Annotated in this window: 6 protein-coding genes (1 of these 6 only partly in view); 4 read left to right on the plus strand and 2 right to left on the minus strand. The window is 70.2% G+C overall.

The features are described from left to right. The 4 genes from ACGRHY_RS27195 to ACGRHY_RS27210 all read left to right on the plus strand — a co-directional run. Positions 1-6,255, plus strand: the end of a protein-coding gene (locus tag ACGRHY_RS27195; RefSeq protein ID WP_394638292.1) for a helicase-like domain-containing protein. It extends 24,858 nt beyond the left edge of the window; the window shows 6,255 of its 31,113 coding nt (coding positions 24,859-31,113); its start codon lies beyond the left edge, outside the window; it ends in the stop codon at positions 6,253-6,255. 2,069 nt (positions 6,256-8,324) lie between these two features. After that, entirely contained in the window at positions 8,325-16,769 is an 8,445-nt protein-coding gene (locus tag ACGRHY_RS27200; RefSeq protein ID WP_394638293.1) for a toprim domain-containing protein, read from the plus strand. Between the two features lie 13 nt (positions 16,770-16,782). Beyond that, positions 16,783-18,897, plus strand: a complete 2,115-nt coding sequence (locus ACGRHY_RS27205) for a hypothetical protein (RefSeq protein WP_394638294.1) — start codon at positions 16,783-16,785, stop codon at positions 18,895-18,897. A 36-nt stretch (positions 18,898-18,933) separates the two neighbouring features. Then, a complete protein-coding gene (locus ACGRHY_RS27210) occupies positions 18,934-19,146 on the plus strand; it encodes a hypothetical protein (protein ID WP_394638295.1) in 213 nt (70 codons plus the stop codon). A 53-nt stretch (positions 19,147-19,199) separates the two neighbouring features. Here ACGRHY_RS27210 and ACGRHY_RS27215 read toward each other — a convergent pair whose 3' ends face one another. Both ACGRHY_RS27215 and ACGRHY_RS27220 read right to left on the minus strand, forming a co-directional pair. Next, positions 19,200-19,496, minus strand: a complete 297-nt coding sequence (locus ACGRHY_RS27215; RefSeq protein WP_394638296.1) for a hypothetical protein — start codon at positions 19,494-19,496, stop codon at positions 19,200-19,202. A 657-nt stretch (positions 19,497-20,153) separates the two neighbouring features. Then, entirely contained in the window at positions 20,154-20,966 is an 813-nt protein-coding gene (locus ACGRHY_RS27220) for a hypothetical protein (protein ID WP_394638297.1), read from the minus strand. Between the last annotated feature and the right edge of the window lie 112 nt (positions 20,967-21,078).

A 21,078-nucleotide genomic window follows, 5' to 3' on the forward strand; every position in this document is an offset into this window, starting at 1 on the left:
AAGCAGCTCGACTCCATGTTCAAGCTGATGGAGCGGCACAGCGAGGAGCTCGACGCGCTGCTGGAGTCCGTGCGGATGCCACGGCCGTTCGTCGAGGACGACGGCGAGCGCCTGTACGTGAAATTCGCCCACGGAGACGGCAACTTCCGGACCACGAAGGAGTGGCTCAAGAGCAAGAGCGTCGGCTTCGGATGGGACGGCGACGCCAAGCGGTGGAGCTTCCCGCCGCCCAGAAAGCCCGCCACCTCCGCGACCGAGGCCCAGCGCCACCGGCTGCGCGAGCGGGTCGAGCAGTACATCACCGACCACTACACCGCCCCCGCCAGCGACAACGGCGGGCAAGTCGTCGACCAGACCGCGCCGCATGACCTCCTGGTGTCCACCGCGCACAAGGCCAAGGGCATGGAGTCGCAGCGCGTCCGGATCGCTGGCGACTTCAAGGGCCCCAAGGAGAGCGCCAGCGGTGGCATCGACTGGGACACCATCCCCAAGGACGAACAACTGCGCCTGGCCTACGTCGCGGTCACCCGCGCCACCGACATCCTGGATGCCGGCTCGCTCGGCTGGATCTTCGACGTCACCCGCGATGACGACCCGATGCAGGAGCCAGACGGAATCTATCGGCGCGCATGGCAGGTCGACGACTTCGAGCCCGGCAACCACCTCACCTTCTGGAGCGAGGACGGAGAGAACCTCCTCGACGGTCACGTCGCGGAGCGCGACGGCACCGCGCTGATCGTCCGCGCCGAGGACGGCAGCACTCAGACAGTCGTCACCGGTCAGATCGTCCGCCGTGACGGGCAGAACCGCCCCCTGCTGCCCGTGGCCAGCGACGAGGAACTGGACGAGGCCCTCAACAACGGCTTCGTGCCGCTGACAACCCCCAGCCCGACCGGCACGGCCTCGCCGGACCGGCAGACCACGCCCCGTCCTGCCGCCGCGCCCAGCGCCGACGGCCAGGCACCGCAGGCACCGAACACGCCGTCTGCTACAGACGGCGTCGGGGGGGAAGCCGCCGTGGACACACCGGACGGGACCGAGCAGCAGACTCAGACGGCGCCCACCACCGCAGACGACATGCCGCAGACGGCCCCTGACCGGGAGACGTTCACCGCGCTCAAGCCGCACGAGACCAGTGCCCTGACCGGGGCGGACGGCACCCTGTGGTGGGGCGGCCGGGCAGCCGGGCGCAAGAAGTCGATCACACAACCCATCCTCGTCCGGCTGAAGTTCGGGCCGCGCGGCGTCGTCGACGTCGAGGACGCCGTCACCGGCACGCACGTCGACCGCATCCGCACCGGAACGCCGTTCTTCGCCGCCGCACCGCTCCGCAACGAGCAGCAGGAGCAGCCGACCACCGCCGCGGCGGCAGGCCAGGACCCCGCCGTCGACGGGGAGCAGAGTCTCGCAGCGCCGCCCGCCGCCAGTGACGCATCGCCTGCGGCCGAAAGCCCGCAACCCGCCTCCACCGCCGCGTCGGCGCCGTCGTTCAAGGTGATCGCCCGGGCTACGGACGCCGGCCGTCGCTGGGTCGTCGTGGACCGCACCAGCAGGGACGTCGTCTGGATCCGCAACCAGGACCAGGACCCCGTCGAAGCCGTCTTCGAGACCAAGGAAGACGCCGACGGCATCCGCCAGCGTCTCGCCAGCGAGCCCAGCCTGCGTGTCTCCGCCCCCGAGCTGGCAACCACCGCCCCGGGTACGGGCGAGGTACAGCGGCACGAGGCGGGCCCGGCCCTGGTTCCGGTCCTGGGCACGGTCATCGCGAAGGACACCCGCGGCACCGACCAGCTGGTGAAGGTCCAGGTCGGTGACGAAGCCAGCGGCCTGCGGGTCTACGTCGCCTGGAACCCCGTCGGCGCCGACCAGGTCCAACTTCACCAGCCGGTCTATCTTTCCGGAACCCTGGGCGCCGAGACCGCCTTCCACGGACGGCTCGAAACCTCCGTCGAGGGCGGCACGGTGGAAGGCGAAGCCGCCGCCCACGATCGCCGCAACCTCACCCGGCCCGCCCCCGAGGGCTGGATACCCGCCGACCCGAGCGCTTCTCCTACCCTCGATGTGGGCCAGCGGGTCCGCATCCTCGACCCGCACCACCCCGCGCACGCAGCCAGCCAGCCGGGCACCCAGCAGCTGTACAGCACGGTCACCGTGGAGCTGGCCGAGGCCGACACCAGCTCGTACGCCGGGACCAGCGCGGACGGCCGCGTCCTGGTCTTCACCCGCGATCAGGTCGTCGCGGTACCGGGCGACGGCGCAGCCCAGCCGCAGCAAACCGCCCAGGCCCCGGCGCCGGTTACCGAACAGGATGCCGTCGCACGAGACGTTTCCGTTGCTCTCCTCGCCACACTGAGGAAAGACTTCTCCTACGCCCAGCGGGCCGACCGGTGGACGGTCGCCGACCTCGAGCCGCGCCCGGACGGCACCCGGGTCGAAGTCCTGCTGCGCAAGAGCGGCGAGTGGGCCCAGGCCGTCGAGGTCGGACCGTACACGCTGCGCGACGAGCGCGGCCACTTCCACGGGCTCGAAGAGGTACTGGCCTGGCGGGACGCCACACAGCTCGTCACCCTCCAGGACCGCCCCGAGCGCGCCCCCCGCCCGGGCGCGGTGGCACCCGTGCTGGTGCAGGACCGCACGCCCAAGCCCCCGCTGTTCTCCAGCCCGCCGCAGAGCCTGCGGTCCGCCGAGCTCGAGAGCCGGGCCACCGCCCTGGACCAGTGGCTCAACGCGTACGCGGCACAGGGCGACAGCGCAGACAGTGTCCGCGCCGTCGAGCTGCGCGACGCGCTTCGTACCGAGCTGGAGCAGCGCCGCCTGCGCCGGATGGACGCCGAGCAGCTCGGCGGCATGGACGCCTTCCGCCAAGACCTGGCCGACCTCATCCTGGAGGCGGCCGACCCCGGCGGCGCCCGGGGCATCTTGCGCAACGGCACCCGGCTCGGCACCGTTGTGGCGAGCGCCGCGGGCCACCACTTCGTCCCGGACGGCCAACTGGCCCTGGCTGAGGGCACCGCCTACGCCAGCCCCGAAGGTGCCGCGGTCGCGCTCAGCCGCTTCCTCGCCGGTGTCCCCGAGAACCAGCCGCTGAAGGCGCCCGCAGGACCCGCCCCGATTCCGGCACCGCGCTTCCTCCTTACCCCCGAGGAGAAGAAGGCCGATCCTACGGCCGACTCCAACATGCTGCTCAAGGCCCACCTGAGCAGCGTCGTCCACTACAAGGCCGACCCGGACCAGCGCAGCCAACAGATGATCGTCGAGCGGTGCCGCAAGCACGGCAAAACCGAGGCCGGAACCCACCTGAGCTCCGGCGGACGACTCGCGATCATCACCGTCGCCCCCGAACGCTACGAAGTGCGGGCACCGGACCGGCTCACCAAGGTCTTTGGGCCCTGGGGCGAGCAGATCAAGACCCGCGAGCGGGCCAACCGGATCGCGGACGCCTTGGAGAGCATCCGCGACGAACAGGGCCGCCCCTTCCCCTGGGACATGCCCAACCCCACCCTCCGGGCCCTGCCCATGAAGGCCCTCCACTGGAAGGACCAGCACGGCCACGACATCAAGCAGGCGATCCTGCACGCCCTGGTCACCCAGGGCCTCGACGAGCGGGACCGGCGCTACGCCAAGGAGTACTACCAGAGCACCGGCCGCCGCCTGACCGCGCCTGCTCCTCAGACCGCGCCCCGGCCCGCTCCTGAGCTGACCGACCCCTCCATGCCGGCGCCGGGCAACTTCGTAATCACCACTGTGAAAAAGGTCCTCGGCGAGGTGGCAGCAGCCGACGGCACCTTCTGGTGGAAGGGCGAGGTCAACAACCCGCAGGCAACCCAACTGCGCTCTAACCTGGAACCCCTGGACGTCCCGGTCCTGGTGCGGATCGAGGAATCCGCCGATGCGAAGGGCGCGGAACGCGGCTGGGGGCGGGTCCTGGACGCCGCCACCGGCAACCTGATCCAGAACATCCGCTCCACCAGTCACGTCATGGTCGCCACCCCGCTTGCACCCGTGACACCGGGAGGGGAGACGGGCGTAGTGCAGCGGCGCTTCGCCTCCCTCGGCCAGGTCCGCACCCACCTGATGGCCGCGAACATCCCCGGACTCAGCCCCGGGCGCCGCACCGAGGTGCGCAAGCTCGCCAAGGACCGCGAACTGGTGGAGCTCACCGATGACGGCCAGTTCGCCATCCGCCGGAATGGCGAGACCTTCGAGGTGCTCCCCGCCGGCAGTGGCCTGCCCTTCGACGGCCTCCTGCCCGATCTCTACCTCAGCCCCGAAGCCGCCCGCGACCTCGCCGTCACCCCCCGACCGTTGGAGGGGCTGCCCTCCCTGGAAGAAGCACGCGACTTCGCCGGCCGCCTCACCGAGCTGCGGACCAGCGACGGGGAGCCGATCGACTGGAGCGACCCGCAGCTCGGTGCCCGGCTGTCCGCAGGGGAGTTCGTCCACCTCAACCACACGGTCCTGGAGGAGCGCGCTCACCACGACCGCGCGCACGACAACGCCAACTCCCCCAGCGACGCCATGTGGCAGCTCTTCGAGGACCAGCCCCAGCGCTCCGAGCAGGACACTGACACCATGCGCTGGGCAGACGCGCTCACCCCCGGCGACTGGGTCTGGCTGAGGATCAACGACGAGGACAAGGCCTGGGAAGTCATCCAGCGCGCCGACACCGGGTTCGGCACCGTAGCGATCACCCTGGACGACGACAGCACCTGGCACCTGCCCCGTAATCTGCCCGTACAGCACCCGGGCCAGGACACCATCCACGACGCAGACGGCGAGCCCATCGGCCTGCGCCTGCCCGCCGACTTCGTCCTCAACGACGACGTCATCGAATTCGACCTCGATGCCGACGGCACGCCGCTCGTGCCGAGCGGCGCCGCGGGGACACCCGCCGCCGACACCCTCCGGCTCCGCGGCCGCGCCATGGTGACCCACAACCACCCCCACGGCGGTGGCGAGCGGACGTACTTGATGGACGCCACCATCGTCAACGGGGCGGACATCCAGCCGGCCTCGGTCGAGTTGAAGGCCACGGCCTTCGAACTGCCCGAAACGGTCTACCGACTCTCCCTGCGGGCGCCGCTCGCACCGCAAGAGGCACAGCCGCAACCCACCGCCCTGGCCCGGCCGGCTCCTCAGCCGCACATCACACCCGAGCCGGAAACAGAGGCCGGGCCGGACATGGGCGCGGAGATGGAGGCGGAGCTGACGGCCGAACTCAAGGCGGAGCTGGCCTCGGAATTCGAAGCTGACGCCGATCAGGACGTTGACTTCGAGGCGGAGCTCGCAGCTGTGCTGGGACTGGCATCCGAGCTCGAAAACGAGGCCGGTGCAGACCCGGAGGCCGACCTGGAGTCGGAGCACGAGCCGGAGGACGCCCCGGAGATCGAAGCCGACGACCTGGAGTCCGAGCACGAAGCAGACCGCGAACCGGAAACCGAGCTGCACGAGGAAGCCGAGGCGGAGCCGGAGCTACAGGGGGAAGCCGAGGCGCAGAATGTAACGGAGCTTCCCACCAAGCTGTCCGAGGGCGAACAACTACGCCGTGACCTGCTGCGCCTGCTCAACGACCGAGAGGCACCCACCACGCCCACCGAGCACGCGATCGTCGGCGGCGCGCCGCTGTACGTACGGGTCGCCCAGAGCCCCCGGCACGGACAGGTTGTGCAGTTCGGGTTCGACCCCAACGCACCCCGCGCGGCTGCGCAGTTCACGGCCGCGGAGCTCGAAGGCGCCACCGGAGAACAGGTACTGCGCGGTGTGCTGGCCCGCCTCCCGGCATCCCAGCGCCAGCCGAGCCCGAAGGATCCCGGGCCCATCGTCCCAGACCGGCTGCGCGATGACCTCCTGAAGCTCATGGACGACCCGCACGCGCCCAGCGTGCCCACGCTCCAGAACACGATGAGCGCCCTGAACCTGTACGTCGCGGTGACCGGCCACCCGCAGCACGGAAACGTGTTGCGCTTCGGATTCGATGCCAAGGCCGCGCCTGCCGGACTCTTCACCCGAGATGACCTCCACGGTGCCACCAGCGCCAAGGTGGTCCAGATCGTTGAGCGCTACGGGGAGGCATTCGTTCAAGATCGTCTCAATGCTGACCGTGCGCGCCAGCTCCGCGACCGCCTGCAGGCCGGAGCCCGCCAACGGCAGATGCCCCAGATGCCTTCCACTGTTGCGCCCTCCGGGCGATCGCAGCAGCCGCGCCCCGACGAGACGGAACGCCCGGTCGCACCGACCTCCTCCCCGACCCGTTGACCGAGGGCGCAGGCGTCACGGACCGCCTGGGGGAATCGGTCACCAGATTTCTGAGTCACGAATCCCCCCAGGCGGGAGGCCCGCAAGGAGGTAGCGCCCTCGAACACCCGTGATCCCTAGCGTCGAAAGGCACTTGATCTGCCCCAGGGACTGCAGGCGGCCCGGCCGCCACCCGTGATCTTCAACGAGGTGACGAATTGGCCACCGCCCCGGAGGAATTCTCGATCCCGCCCCGCAGTGCAGAGGGCGGCTGGGGAGACCAGGACGCCCCCTCCGCGCTTGATGCTGCGGCCGAAGGATGGACGGACGCGGACGACGCACCCAGAGTCCTGCCACCCGACACAGGATGGGCCACGGAGGAGGAACCTCCGTCGGGTCTGGCGGTGTCCGGCGAGGCTCCGAGCTGGTCTGCCGTGCACGACGCTTCCCGTGTACTCGCCCCTGGACCTGAACAGACCACTGGGGAGACAGCCAGCCCCGCCGCCCTGAGTGGTGGCAGCGGCGCGTGGGGAGACGAAGACGTTCCCTCCGCCCTCAGCCCCGGCAATGCTGGATGGGCGAGTCACCAGGACGCGCCGCGCGTCCTGGACCCGGTCGCGAGGCAGCTGGCATCCCCGGCCGCGGTCGAACCGGTTGGTTGGACGGCGGCCGAGGAACCTCCGTCGGGTCTGGCGCTTGCCGACGTGGATCCGGGCTGGTCTGCCGCGGACGATGCACCTCGCCCGCTGGCACCCGAGCACGATGCCGGAGGAGCAGCCGGCCGCGCTGTGGGCACGACTGCCGCTGAGGAGTGGAGCCAGGAGGATGCACCCTCCGCCCTTGACGCTGTTGCCGAGGGGTGGGGGAGCGATGACGACGCCCCGCGCGTCCTTGCCCCCGAGCAGAACGCTGGGCGAATGGCTGGTTCAGCCGTCACCGCCAGCGCGGACGGGGCGTGGGGCGAGGAGGACGCACCGTCGGCACTTGGCCCTGTGGCCGAGGGGTGGGCGAGCACCGACGACGCCCCGCGCGCCCTGGCACCGGACCCGCACTGGGCATCGGAGGCTCCGTCAGGTCTGACGCTTCCCGAACCCGTCACGGGCTGGTCTGCATCGGACGATGTACCCCGCGTACTCGGCCCCGGACAGGACGCCGCGGAGGCAGACAATTCAGCTGTCCGCACTACACCGGATGGGGCGTGGGGAGACGAGGACGCACCTTCGCCCCTTAGCCCTGTGCCGGACGGATGGGCGAGCGACCAGGACGCCCCGCGCGTCCTGAACCCATCCGCTTCAAAGGCATCCGCCTCGACCTTGCCGGGCCCGGGTTGGACCGCAGGGGAGGAGCCGCCGTCGGGGTTGGTGCTTCCCGAACTGGTGACGGGTTGGTCCGCGACGGACGACATTCCTCGTGTTCTCGCGCCCGGGCAGGACGGCGGGGAAGCAGACGGCACCGCTGCGACGAGCAGCACGGATAGCGCTTGGGGCGAGGAGGACGCACCGTCGGCACTTGGCCCTGTGGCCGAGGGGTGGGCGAGCACCGACGACGCCCCGCGCGTGCTGGACCTGTCTGCGGTGGAGCCGGATTCAACGACTGCGGCCGGCTCCGGATGGACGGCGAAGGACGAAGCGCCGTCCGGGTTGGCTGCCCCAGCCTCGGGTTGGTCCGCCGACGATGACGTACCTCGCGTCCTCGCCCCCGTACACAGGCATCCGGGCCGATCCGCACGCCCCAACCTTCCGGAGCAGGTCAGGCCCATCGACACCTCCGATACGGCTCAGACGAACGCGCGTGCGGCCGCGGGGAAAACCCGCACGGCGGCGCGCAGCCCCCACAGCACCGGCAGCCAGGAGACAGACGCCGACGCACGCGGTGACCCAGACTCACCTGTCCGCTCCACCGTGCCCGGGACTGCCGGCGACGGCATCCCCCGAAGCCACCCGGCGCCGAACGGTGAAATACCCAACGCCGCTGATACCGAGCCGGACGAGCAGAGCGCCGCGCCGGAGCAGCAAGCCAACGTCTGGCAGAGGCAGCACACTACCCCGGTGGCCACAGGCCCAGGGGAGGGAAGCGACGCGCCCGCATCTGTGGGCGAGGAGCTGGAAGAGCTCGACCGAGACGGTTACCTCGCCGCTCTCATGGACGTGGCCGACCGGGCCTTCCAGTACGCGGACGAGGCGGCCAACGGGGCGGAGCGAGCCCTGTCAAGGTCCTCGACCCGGAATGAGGAGCGTCTGGAGGCGGTCATGCATGCCGCCCACGCACATTGGCTCGACGCTGAGCACCATCACAGCGGGGCGCGGCGGGCACACGCTGACGGAGAGGAGTCGCGGCTGGCGTACTACGCGTCCGAGGCGATCAGTGCAGCGGTGAAGACGCAGCGGGCGGCTGGCGTCGCCACGACCGCGGATACCTTGAGGGAGGTTCTCGAAGAGCTCAAGCTGGCTACAGAGCCAGCCCGGCAGGCCGAGGCGCGTGAACAGTTGCAGGCGATGCTCGACATGCTGCGGGCTGAGCGCGACCGGGAACTGAGCGCTGTGACGCGCATGGACGCCGCCAATCGTGACCTGCTGGAAGGCGCCCGGTGGCGGGCCGAGGGTGCGGTGCCCGAACTGGGCTGGTGGCCGGCAGTCGCCGCGGACATGGCTCACGCACACCAGGGGCGACTGTGGCTGGATGAGACCGGCGCCCCGCATCTGGTGAAGCGGACCGCTGACGGGCACGTCGTGGCAGGGCGGAAGGTGAATGCCGAGCGGGTCGCGATGCTGCGCGCGGCCGGGTTCTTGGTGACAGGTAGCGATGCTGAGACCTTGACGCTCTTGCACCCCTCGGACATGGGGCGAGAAGCGCTGTACCTCGCGACGCTGTACCCGGAAGGGCTCCACGAGGATGAGCGCGCCGCCTATGAGGCACGGTACAAGGCCTCGCGTCGGTCGTGGATGAACAACGAGGAACGCAAGTCGGCGGCTCGGCGACTGCCGCCGTTGGACCCTCACGCAATGCGGGCCGTCCGCGAGAAGCCGGTGCTGCTGGATGACGGCCAGGTCCCCCAAATCAGCTCGGAGGATGCCGCCCGGCATGCTGACATGGCGGAGTTGGCACAGCGGCTCTGGAGCTGGGCGGCGATGAGCCGTGGCGAGCGGTCCGCCGTCATCGAAGGCCAAACCCCAGCCGCAGATGCGCCCCAGAAGCCGGAAGAGGTGGCCGATAAACGGGGGCAGGACGCCAGCGGTGCCGAGCACACGTCCGCAGCACCCTTGAGCGAACTGCCGCCGACACCAGGCCAGAATCCCCCAGGGGCGAACACAACCTTCTCCACGACCACTGTCGGTACGACGGCCGATGGCGTCAGCAACCTGCCCGCCGCCGACGTGACGCCCCCGCAACACCGCCCCCAGGAGGTCGTCGATGACCCCGTCGAGCCAGAAGGTTGGTCGGCCGACGTCCCCTCCGGCCTGGCCGAGGCACCCTCGGTGGCGTCCTGGGACGATCACAAGGCTCCTTCGGCGCCCGCAAAAGCGCCCGGGCCGCAGGAGGATCCTGCCACCGAGGCACTTCAGCCCAGCGCCAGAGAACAGACCGAGCTGTTCTCCGTGCCGACGCCGGCCCGGGACGGCACAGCAGCATCTGACACGACAGCGACCGAGCTGGCGGAAGAACTCCCGCGCTACTCCCGAGAACGCCATCAGGTCCTCAACGACATCGCCCGCGGCAATATCACCGAAGTCGACGGCCGGTTCATGCAGCGCGTTCCCCGCCGCTCCGTCCACCCGGCGGGCTCACCGCAGCGCATCAGCGCCCTCCTGAACGAAGGGCTGGCCGAACGCGCCGGCACGCAGATCCAGCTCTCCGACCACGGCTACGCCTGGTACAACCGCCACAACCTCCCCGTGCCCGGTGCCCCCCGGGACCTCGAGACCGTCGACCAGGCGCCACTGCCGCCCATCGACTACGCGCCCCTGGGCGCCCTCCCAGTGCCCGAGGAGAGCGGGAGCGCCCCACGGCCACCAGCCCCGGCACCCCTGCGGGACGACTGGCACAAGACCGGCAGGCGGTCCAAGAAGGAGATCGAGGAAACCTACGCCATGGCGGCCGCAGCCGCCGCGCGGGCCGCCCAGCCGACCGCCCGTGACGTCGCGGACCTCACAGCGGGCCCGGACCACTTGTACTGGACCTATCAGTATCCGCTGGCCCAGTACGACGAGAACGCTGCCGCCGCGCTCGAGACGCTGACCGACCCCGTCTCCCACGAGTACGCCGCCCGCGCCGTACTGAACCTGCGCGCCGCTCTGGAGGAGGCGGGAAAGGAAGCGGCCGACCACTACGTGAGCAACGTACGCAACCCGCAGTGGAAGACCGCCAGGGGCGTACAGGCGGACGATGTCCACCGGGTACGGGTACGCGGCATTGTCATCACTTACCTCGACACCGTCCGCGACCACGCGAGGAAGTACGGCCTGGACGCAGACGCGATCGTCCACGTGCTGGAGGACGCAGCGGGTTGGTCGGGCGAACTGGTCCCGCTCGGCAACAAGGCAGTCAAGTTCCCGCAGCTGCCCGCAGCCGAGCACGTCGCCGAAGCCGCTCAGCACGTGGCCAACGAACTTCGGGCCTACGCGCTGGGCGAGACCGACACGGTCGACACCGTGGCAGACCGCCGCGCGACCTGGCGCGCTCTGGAGCCCAGGCCCGCCCCCTCCACACCCACCGGTGACGCACCCGACCCGGGCCCTGCCGATGTCGCTCCGGTCGATGCCCAGACACAGTCCGGTCCCGCTGCGTCCGACCAGGTCGGTCCAGCCAGCGCGCCTTCTGCGCCAACATCAGCTCCGGTGGACGACGGCGGGCCTCACACGCCGCTGGACGGAGATACCCGAGACACCACGGCAGAGCCGACCCCCAACGACAACAGCGTCGTCGGAAGCGAGGCGACATCAACGCCCCCGCCCGACGAGAGCACCAGCACCTCGCAGCACAACCGGCAGGGCCAGGCCGTAGGAGATCAAGCAAGCAGCACAGAGACGGTGCTGACGCAGCCGGCACCGACAGACAGCGGCGAAGCCGGTCCGCCTGAGACTGCTCTCTCCGCAGGCCCGGCCGCAGCCAGGAAGCCCGAGACCGGTCCGGTGCCGCAGAAACCCGACACTCCGGTCACGATGGCGGCCTCCGCCAACACCACACCGACCACCCCCGGGCCTGGCGCGCCCGACGGTGCACAGGAAACCGCGCCTGATGGCCCCGTCCTACCGGACGAGAGCACGTCCATCAGCGAGGCCGCCGAGGAGCCACCCGGCATCCACCCTGCTGCCCCGGCAGCGGAGGCCGCCAATGAGGTCGGCGACCGGCCGCTGAGCATCGCTCCTGAAGACGGGAACAACCCGCACCCCCGACCGGCCGCTGTACGTGAGGAGGGCACCGTGGCCACCAGTACTTCCCCGAGCACGGCCTTCCCCGAGGAAGCCGCCGTCCCCGGCCGAACCAGGACACGCGAAACACAGTCGGACCTCGGGGCCCCGGCGCCCTATCCGGACGCGGCTGCATACACCGCTGCCCACGAGGCCCTGCTGACAGAACTCGACCAGCACGAGCAGTGGCTGGCGCACACCCCGGCCGCCGCGGAAGCAGCAACCATTCTGGCGGACTCCCGAGACCTCGGTAGTCCTGGCCTTGCCGCCCTGCTCGCCCTGCAAGCCGCGCTTGACCAGGGCCTGGACGAGGACGGCCAGCGCGAGCAGCTTGCGCAGCGGCTGAACCACCACATCCGGTGCGGGCAAATGAACATGGCGAAGATCTTCTTTGCTCAGGTCGCGCGCACAAGCAGCACGGACGTGCTTCGCCATCTGTACGAAAGGGCCGCCGAGGGCCAATTCCTTGCCCTCGGTCAGCAGACCGAGGACGGCTGGCTGCAGCTCGGCCAGTACCTACCGATCCGCGCTCAGCAGGTCGCCCAGCTATCCGAACCCGTCGGCGTGCAGAACCCCGCCGAACCGGTTCCCCAGACGGCACAGGAGGCCACCACCGTGGTTGTGGACCAGGACGACGACAGCGAGCTGCCCGTCTTCGAGGTGCCAGGCGAGAGCATCATGTCCGCGGCCGAGGCCGCCCCCCGCCTGCTCGCCGAGACACAGAGCCGCCTGGCCGCTGGCGACCCAGTCGTCTCGATACTCGCCCACATCCATGGTCGTCCGGTCTACGCGATGGTCGGCCAGGCGAACACGCCCACACCCGTCCTCGTGCTCGGGCTCACTGCCGCCGACGATCCGGGGAACGCACGGGCCGTCTCCATTCCGGGCCACGAACTTGCCGTGACCGCTCCGGCAACGCTGCTGACCGCAGTCACGGCATGGTTGAACGCGAGTGATGAGGGAGGTCGTCCCCTCCTGGACTACGCCCCCTCCGAAGCTGCCGAGAACCCTGAACCCCTGGCGTCGGACCAAAGGACCGCAAGGCCGGCCGAGGCGCAGCAGCCTGCCGCCACAGCCACCGCACCACAGGCGCCCGAGCCGCAAACCCTCGCCGAATCCGCACAGCCCCCAGCTTCCAATGCGCCCGAGACCGCAACCACGCGAGAAACCCGCGCACAGACCACGTCTGCCGGAGTGGACACACCCCTGGCGGGGGAGTCCCCCACAGCACCGGAGGCTGGCGCCGCCACGAAACAGACCGTGGCCTCGACCAGCACAGGTGCCACTGCGCCGGAGGACAACACCGCCACGCCTCCTGACGCAGCACAGCAGCATGAACAGGGCGGCACCCCGCCGGAAGAGGCCACCCCTGCCGCGACTACCGAGCGACCCGCGCCCGCCCCCGCCGAACCGGTCGACCAGATGACGGAGCTGGCCCGCTCCGTCCTGACCGACCTCGGGGTCACGCTGGGAGCGACGGGTGTCGCCACCGCCGAGCGCACCGTCGTGATCACGCTGGAGGCCAGCGGCGATGCCGAGCGCGACCGCGAGATCGCGGATCAACTCCGGCCCGCCCTCCATGAGGCGATACGCCAGCATCCAGACCAGCGCCTGGCTGTCTACCGCGTCGACCTCCAGCACACGCCCCAGGTCGGACAAGGCGCTCTGCCCGCCGCTGGCGCGCCGCAAGGGACCGTCGTGCCACGCGAACGGCTGATCGCCGCCAATCGTGCGGCCGCGCAGCTCTTCACCGAGCGACTGCAGGACGATCCGAACGCCGAACTGTCACGCACCTACCTGACCGAGGAACGGCACCTTCCCGCCGAGGTGCAGCGAGAGTGGGGCCTGGGGTACGCGCCCTCGGACCGCGGCGCCGGCCGCTGGGACGTGCTGGTCAATGAGCTCACAGCCCAGGGCTTCACCGAGGCAGAACTCCTTCACGCAGGCCTCGCCACCCGCAGCAAGCGCGGCACGCTCATCGACGCGTTCACCGACCGGATCATGTTCCCCATCCACGATGAGAACGGGGACATCGTCGGTTTCAGCGGGCGGCGCGTCGACCGGCCCGGCGAGACGGAGGAACAGGCCAAGGAGCGCGGGGGACCGAAGTACTTCAACACCTCGAACGACGCGGACCTTTTCAACAAGGGCGATCTGGTCTTCGGTCTCCACCACCCTGCGCAGGCACAGGCCTTGGACCAGAGCAGCGGGCCCCGGGTCAGCGTCGAGGGCTACCTCGACGTGATCGCTGTTGCGCGGGCGGCTGCCACCGTACCGATCGAGCAGCGGCCCGTGGTCGGCGCCCCGATGGGCACAGCGTTTACCGAACGCCAGCTCACGCTCCTCAGGGGTCTCGACACCGACAACCCGCGCCCCCACATCGCCTTCCTGGACGCGGACGAGAGCGGTCGCAAGGTACTGCTCGACAAGTGGGACCTGCTGGTGAAGGCAGCCGGCCCGACGAGGGTGACCACCGCTCCGGATGCCAAGGACGCCGCGAAGCTGTGGGAAGAGGGCATCGAAGCCAGCGGCGACGGAGCAGCATCCGTCCTGCAGGCCCTGGAACAGCACCAGCCACTTCTCGACGCCGCCGTCGAAGCGGTCCTGTTGAAGAACGCGGACGACACCGAACGTGCCAACCACGCCCTCAACTCGGCCGCGTTCCCCCCGCGCACCCGGTTCATTGCCGCCGAGGCTGCGCGCTACATCCACCAGGCGGTGCAGACCCAAGCACCCGGCGACACGACCGCACTCCAGCACGCCGCGCTCACCTGGGCGAAGCGACTCGACCAGGAGTGGGGCATTCCCGGGTACATGACCGCCACAGCGGTGCTGCTCGGGCCGGGCAGACACCACGAGGACTACGAGAACGAGGTCTACGAGCAGGCCCTGGACCTGCTCGCAGCCGATCCCGAGGGGTACTTCGCGAACGACCCCCATGTCCGTAGCCGCCAATCCGTCTGGGCGACGCCGTCCGCAACGGAATCCGGCGCAGAAGCCGCAGATGGCCGACGGCCCGGGCAGTGGCCCGCGGGGACACGCGCGAGCGAATCCGCAACCCCCACCAGTGCGCCGACCAACGAACCAGTCCTCGAATCCGGGGAACTGGTGCTGAGGATGTCCCTGCCCTCACCGGTCGACGGACGGCCGGTCGAGTACACCGACCGCACCACCGCGGCGTATGCCCTGCACGCGGCCGTGCACGAACGCCTCGGTCAGCACACCATCGAGAGTCCCGAGCCCAACCGGCTTCCGCAGCCGCTGCAGCTGGGCACCGTCTACGGCGTCGACCTGAGCACGTCAGGGGACGACCAGGCGAGCGAGGACCCCACGGTCGTGGTGTGGCTCGGTACCGCCCGGTCCGACTCGCTGCGCATGTCGTACAGCCGCTTCGTGGAGATGAGCGGCCCTGAACTGCTCGCCGCCATCGAGTGGCGCGCCGCCCAAGCCGCCGGACTCCTCGGCACCCCCCTGAGTCAGACATGGCGCACAGCGGTGCGCAGCATCCTGCCAGCCGCGTTCCCGGCCCAACCCACCCCCGCCCAGCTCGCTGATCTCCTCGACACGATCGCCCAGGGCACCGATGGCAACCAGGAGCACACCAGGCGCCGTGCCGAACAGGCCCTCTCCGCGTACACGGCCGGCCACCCGGACATGGCTCTGGACGTCCTGGCGGCCGACGATCACATCTGGGTCCTGCGCAACGACGGCTCCTGGACTCAGGAAGAGGCCACACAGCAGACCTGGGAGGAACTCGACAACGGGTTCAGCCAGGAGGCAGTCGAACTCGCCGACATCACCCGAGCCGCCGCTGAGCTCCCGCCCGCTGACGAGACCCCGATGGCGGCCGATCTCACCGTCGCCCACCACAGTGCGCACGAAGCCCTCGCCGCACTGCGCCCGTACTCCATCGGCCTGCCCGACACTCTCTACGAGAAGATCACCGACCTGGTAGCCCAGATGGATGCCGGCGAGCCCGCGCTGCGCCGGCTGCACGGCCCCGGCGGTGAACAGCTGATGAACCGGGCCAAGAGGTGCGTCGTCCGTATCCTTGAGGGACTCGCCACCGTCGCCTCCAAGATCCGGCTCACCGGCCTGGGTGACCGCCTGGAACGCACCGTTGCTCGCCTGCGCGGCCATGACCCGGACGAGCAGACTGTCCCGCGCGCGGTGCGTACCGACCGGCGCATGCAGGACCTCGCTCATATCGAACGCGACCTCGAACGCCGCATGGCGTCCCCCACCACCACGCTCGCCGAGCGCGGTGAACTCCAGGAACAGTGGATCATCAACCGGGCACGCTGGCGTGCCCGCTACGAACAGCTCAACGGCCAGCCCCCGGGCGGGGACTTCCTGCCCGACAACGGCCTGGTCGCGGGCGCCCCGCCCGTCCCGAACCTGATCGCCGCACACGAACTGCTGCTGGACCGGCTCGCCGTCCGCGTCGCCGAACTGCGTGACACCGACCCGCACACCGGCGAGGACGCCAACCCCTACGAGCCCACCGCCGACCTCCTCAACGGTGTGGCCTGGGCCTACCAGCAGCGTCTGATCGGCATCGTGCCTACCGGAGACGACCCGCAAGGCCCCATTTCCCCGGCCCAGTTGCGGCAGGCTGCCCTGACGGTCACCGCCCACCGGAACGCCTCCCCGCTCACCCTGCGGCGCACCATGAACGTCACCGCCGAGCGGGCCGACCGGCTCCTGCACCGCCTGGAGGAGCAGCAGATCCTTGGCCCCTACCGGGCCGACGCACCGCGCACCGTCTTGGCCCGCGCCACCGACATCGACACCCTCCTCGCCCGGCCGGCAACCCCGACCGGATCCCGCACCTCACCCGCCGCAACCGACCCCGCGCCGACTGCGAAGAGCCCCGCCTCTACAGCGGCGGACGCTCCGGAGGCGGAGGCCGACGACCTCGTCATGGCCCGGCTCCTGGAGCTCCTCAGCAAGATCATCGCCGACAAGGAGACACGCAGCGTGACCGGTGGCGAGCCCGAGCCGGACGACAGCGCCACGCCTGCATCACGTGTGCGCAAGAACCTGCGCAAGAGCGCACACCAGGAAGCCGCAGACAACGCTCTCGCCGCAGGTCAGTCCGCCTCACTCGCCCCAAGCCAGTCCTGACGCGGAGACCGTGATGACGACACCGACCCCACTGCAGACCGAACCAACCCCGCCCGTACCGAAGTTGTCCACCGACGTGACCGCGGGCATGAACGCGGAAGCACTCGAACGCTACGCACGTCTGGTCAACCTCCAGCGCGGCATGCGCCGTGCCCGGGCGCTGGATACCGCGGATGCGCCTCCCGAAGCAGGCCCTCGCGATCTGGCAGGCCTTAACGCCGCGATGGCTGCCGCGCAGGACAACCAGGCCTACTACTTCAGCCACCCCGACTGGCACGCCATACGCGACATCCGCCAGCAGGTCGACGACGTCCTGGTACGCCTCAACGAACAGGCGGAGATCACTCCCCAGACCGCGGTCCAGGCTGCCAAGATCACCACGCTGGCGGCAAGCCTCATCGCCCGCCACGCCGCCAAAGTCAGCGCCCACCTCGACAAGTGGGAGCAGCGCAACACGGCGGGCGGGCAGGCCATGCGCACCCTCGCCCGGGCCGCCGAGGACCACGCGGCTCGGGCCTCCGGGCTCGACTCCGTACAGGCCCTGGACAGTCCGCGTCTGCTGATAGCGCACGTCCACAAGCTCAACCGGGAGCTGCGCAGGGCCGAGCCGGACGATCCCGAGACGGACCTCGGTCTGGACGATGTTGACGACCTGGAACTGGAGAGCGCGCTGTCCACCGGGGCCAAGATCGACCCAGAACTGGCCGAGGCATCTCAGCTGATGACCGCCTTGACCGAGATGGCAGGCCGGGCCCGGCGCGCCGGACACCGCCTCACCCTCGACGTGCGCCTGCACGGCCTGGTGGAGACCGTTCAGCTCCGCGGCTTCGAGATGATCTCGGGGATCGCGCGGGTTGTCATGCGCCGCTACGACAACCAGGGTCAGGACACTTCTGGGCGCCGCAACATCGCCGCCATGGTCCTTCACTACGCAGAGCAGCGCCTGGAGCGGATGCGCGGCTCCCTCGGCGCGGAGGAGCAGCGGGACTTCGGCCACTACGAGGCGGAGCCGCCCGAGCGGTACCTGGACGCGCTCTACGAGGAGTCGCGCACCGTTCGCGCCGAGTTGAGCTCGAAGAACCTGCGGCCGCAGGACCGTCCGGAGCTGCAGATCCGCTATCTCCTCGCCCAGAACGCGATCGGTGCAGCCGCCGACGGCGAGCAGGGGTTCGGCACCCGGGCGGTCTTTCCGCCCAGCGACCTCGTGGCCGGCCTGCAGACCAACCAGCCGGTCGAGACCCGGATCGCGCTGATCACGGCGCTGCGCCGCCGGGTGGAGAACAACCCCTTCGACCGCAACGCCCAGTACCTCAACAAGGTCGCCGACCGTCTCGCCCAGGAGATCGCCGGACCGCCCGAGCTCACCGCCCAGGCTCTGGAAGCCGAGCTCAGCGCCGACCAGGTCCGTGCGGTGGCCGCGCACGTGGTCGAGCAGGGCACGGTCGCCTCGCCGCTCGTGCTGAGCGAGACCGTCGAGCTGAACCTCACCCACGCGCAGGCCGAGCGGGCCCTCGCCGTGCTCCAGACCCTCAATGTGGTTGGTCCGCCCAACGGCCTCAAGCCACGCGAGACCCTCACCGTGTCCCGCAACGACCTCCCCGGCCAACTGGAGTTGCTCGAGCAGCGCTCGCCGAACCTGCTCGAAACGCAGAAGGGCGCCGCGGCCATCTCCGCATCCCCGGCGCCCGAGGCACCGGCACCGGCCGTGCAGGCGGAAGCCACCCCGGCGCCCGAAACCGCCGACCCCGCACCGGCGCCCGCCGAGCCGGAGCAGCAGCAAGCTCCGGCCGCACCCGAACCATCGGCACCCGCGGAGCCGGCCCCGGCGGCGACGGCGCCCGCACTGCCGCGCCGGGACCGCACGGCCGAACGGCGCCACCCGGGCAACCTCACTGCCCGGCCCACCCCTCAGGCGGCGACCACGAGCGACCAGGATCTCGCCAAGCTGTTCGAGGGCCAGGAGGACCGGCTGCTGGAGGCGAGCCAGAAGCTGATGGCCGGGACCGAAGCCCGCGCCGCCGCCCATCCGGCGCCCCACGAGAGCACGTCGGCCAAGGCCACCAGCGTGGACGAGGCGCAGCACAACGCCCAGCAGGCCCAGCAGTCCGTCGGCGTGGGCGTGAGCTGACCGACCCACCCATCCCTGCACGAGAGGACCCACCGAATGGACGAGGTACGGCTCGAGGAGCTCCGGCGGCTAGCGCGGCTGCGCGAGCAGCAGGATGAAGAACGCCGCACGAGGAAGATCGCGGCGGATCTGCGGCTGCAGCAGCAGGAACGCCAAGCCCAGGACGAGGCGCATCAGGCCGCGGTGCCTCCCGCCGAGGAGCAGCACTATGCGCAGCTGCCCGGCCCTTCCTACACCGGGATCCGGTGACCGTGACCGTCACCGGTGAGCAGAGTGAAGCTGTGCTTGCGGCTGTACTGACCCTACTCGGCCTGGTAGCGAAGCCAGCCGTCCTGGTCGATGCGGAACGCGGCGCTGGCGGCGCGGCATGCGGCGCCGTCCTCGGCCGCGTGGACCACTTGAGCCAGCCCCTCAGCCAAGGTGGCCGGAACCTGCGGGGCAGAGCGGGCGGGCGCGCTCCGGGCCGTGGAGTTGGCCTTGGCGAGCAGGCGGCGCAGCGGTGCGAAGACCAGGTCGGTCAGGCCGTTGACGGTGATGGCGCCGATGACCGCGATGGCTCCGGTGGCCATGAGGCGCCAGTCGCTTGGCGAGGCGTCCATCGGTGTGTGGCTGTGTGCGAGCCACCTTGGTCCGAGATGCGGCCGTTTTCTGAGCAGCTTTGCTCGCTGCGGACACAACAGCCTCGTCTACCGGAAAAGCCGTTCGAACCAGTCGACGACCAGGATAACGAAGCCAATGACGAAGGGCAGCAAAACATAGTGAAGGCGGGGGCGTTGCGGCTCGCGCCGGAAGTACACCCATTCCGTGGACGGTACGTCCTCCCGATGGGCCGTGCGGTGGTGCCATATCTGATGATCCAGCGCAGCTTGCCGGCTTGCGCTCTTGTGGTGGTGTCGGCAGGTGGGGTTCGAGCAGGTGTAGCGGTACATCGGCACCCTCGCGGTGGTGGGACTTTTACCTCAGAGGATGCCCAGAGGGAATGCTTGGCGTCTCCCGAATCGGGGGTTCGGCCTGCGCGAAGGCACCTACACGCCGTTGTAGGTGAGCGTAGGTGCGTTGTAGATATTGCAGGTCAGAGCCTTGTAGGTGGGTTAGGTAGGTGAAAAGAGAGGCTAGGTGGGGCCCGGGGGAGGAGAGCTGGTTCCCAGCCCTCGGCCCGGGCCTTTCCTCGTGGGCGGGCCCGCCCCCGAGGAGGTGCGGTTCCTCCTCTCGGAGCGGCTCCTCCAGGGGCGGCCCCCAGCCGGGGAGGAAGGGGGTCAGCGGTCGGGCTCGGTGAGGGTCTTCCGCAGGGTGGGGGCGGTGATTTCGGAGAGCCTGGACGGGGTGCGGTCGGGCACCAGCTCAGGAGGCAGTCGGGGGCTGCGGCCGAGGTGCTCGGAGAGCTCGTCGTAACGGATGCCGATGGTGTTCTTTCCCCGCAGGTTGATGCCGTTGTTGACGGGGATGCCGAGCCGTTGGCACTCCTTCCGCAGCTGGGCCACATCCCACCCGATGAGCCAGTCGTGGTCCGCCTGGGCTGTGGTGAGGATTTCGACCAGGTGCATGCCCTTGAAGCCCAGGGCGTGGTTTCTGGCGACGCTGTACTCGATGTGCCTGCGCAGCCAGGTCTCGCCGTCCAGCACCGGCTCGTTCCGGTGCTGCTCCCCCGCACCATCGTGATCACCAGGGGGTGAGCCGTTGTCGGCGGAGGCTTCTTCCACCGCCTCTTCGGCCTCTGGGGAAGGCCTCTGGGGGGCACCTCGCACCCAGGCACGCCACAGGAGGAAGCCGACCAGGAGCGGCATGCCCAACTCCTGTGTGGTCACGATGGCCGACCCTGCAGCGGCTGCCACGAGGACGGCCATGGCCAGGTGCTCGGCCTTCTCCTTGGCGGTTCCGCCCCGGGGCAGAGCGAGCTGGATGACCTCTCCGATCGCGGGCAGCATGCCGCGCTCCAGGCGGGCCGCCGCGCGCGCCCAGGGCCGCTCCCGCAGGATCTCCCCCCACCCCTTCGGCTGGGATGTTTCCCTGGGCTGGTCCTTTCCGGCGGCCGTCTTCTGCTGCGTGGCCAGGTCCTTGTCCCACAGCATCTCCAGCAGAGCCGTCCCGGCACGGCGGGCGGCACGCCCGGCTCGGCGGATCCGCCGAGCCGGGCGTGAGGGGACATGGTGCTCTGCGGTCGGCGCCGTAGAGCTCGCCGCG

The organism is Streptomyces shinuiensis (assembly GCF_043660855.1).
Lineage (GTDB): Bacteria > Actinomycetota > Actinomycetes > Streptomycetales > Streptomycetaceae > Streptomyces.

Bases quoted from the DNA above. Each gene is read 5' to 3' on its own strand.
- ACGRHY_RS27205 (WP_394638294.1), top strand. From the start codon at position 16,783: ATGACGACACCGACCCCACTGCAGACCGAACCAACCCCGCCCGTACCG.
- ACGRHY_RS27210 (WP_394638295.1), top strand. From the start codon at position 18,934: ATGGACGAGGTACGGCTCGAGGAGCTCCGGCGGCTAGCGCGGCTGCGC.
- ACGRHY_RS27215 (WP_394638296.1), bottom strand. From the start codon at position 19,496: ATGGACGCCTCGCCAAGCGACTGGCGCCTCATGGCCACCGGAGCCATC.
- ACGRHY_RS27220 (WP_394638297.1), bottom strand. From the start codon at position 20,966: ATGCTGTGGGACAAGGACCTGGCCACGCAGCAGAAGACGGCCGCCGGA.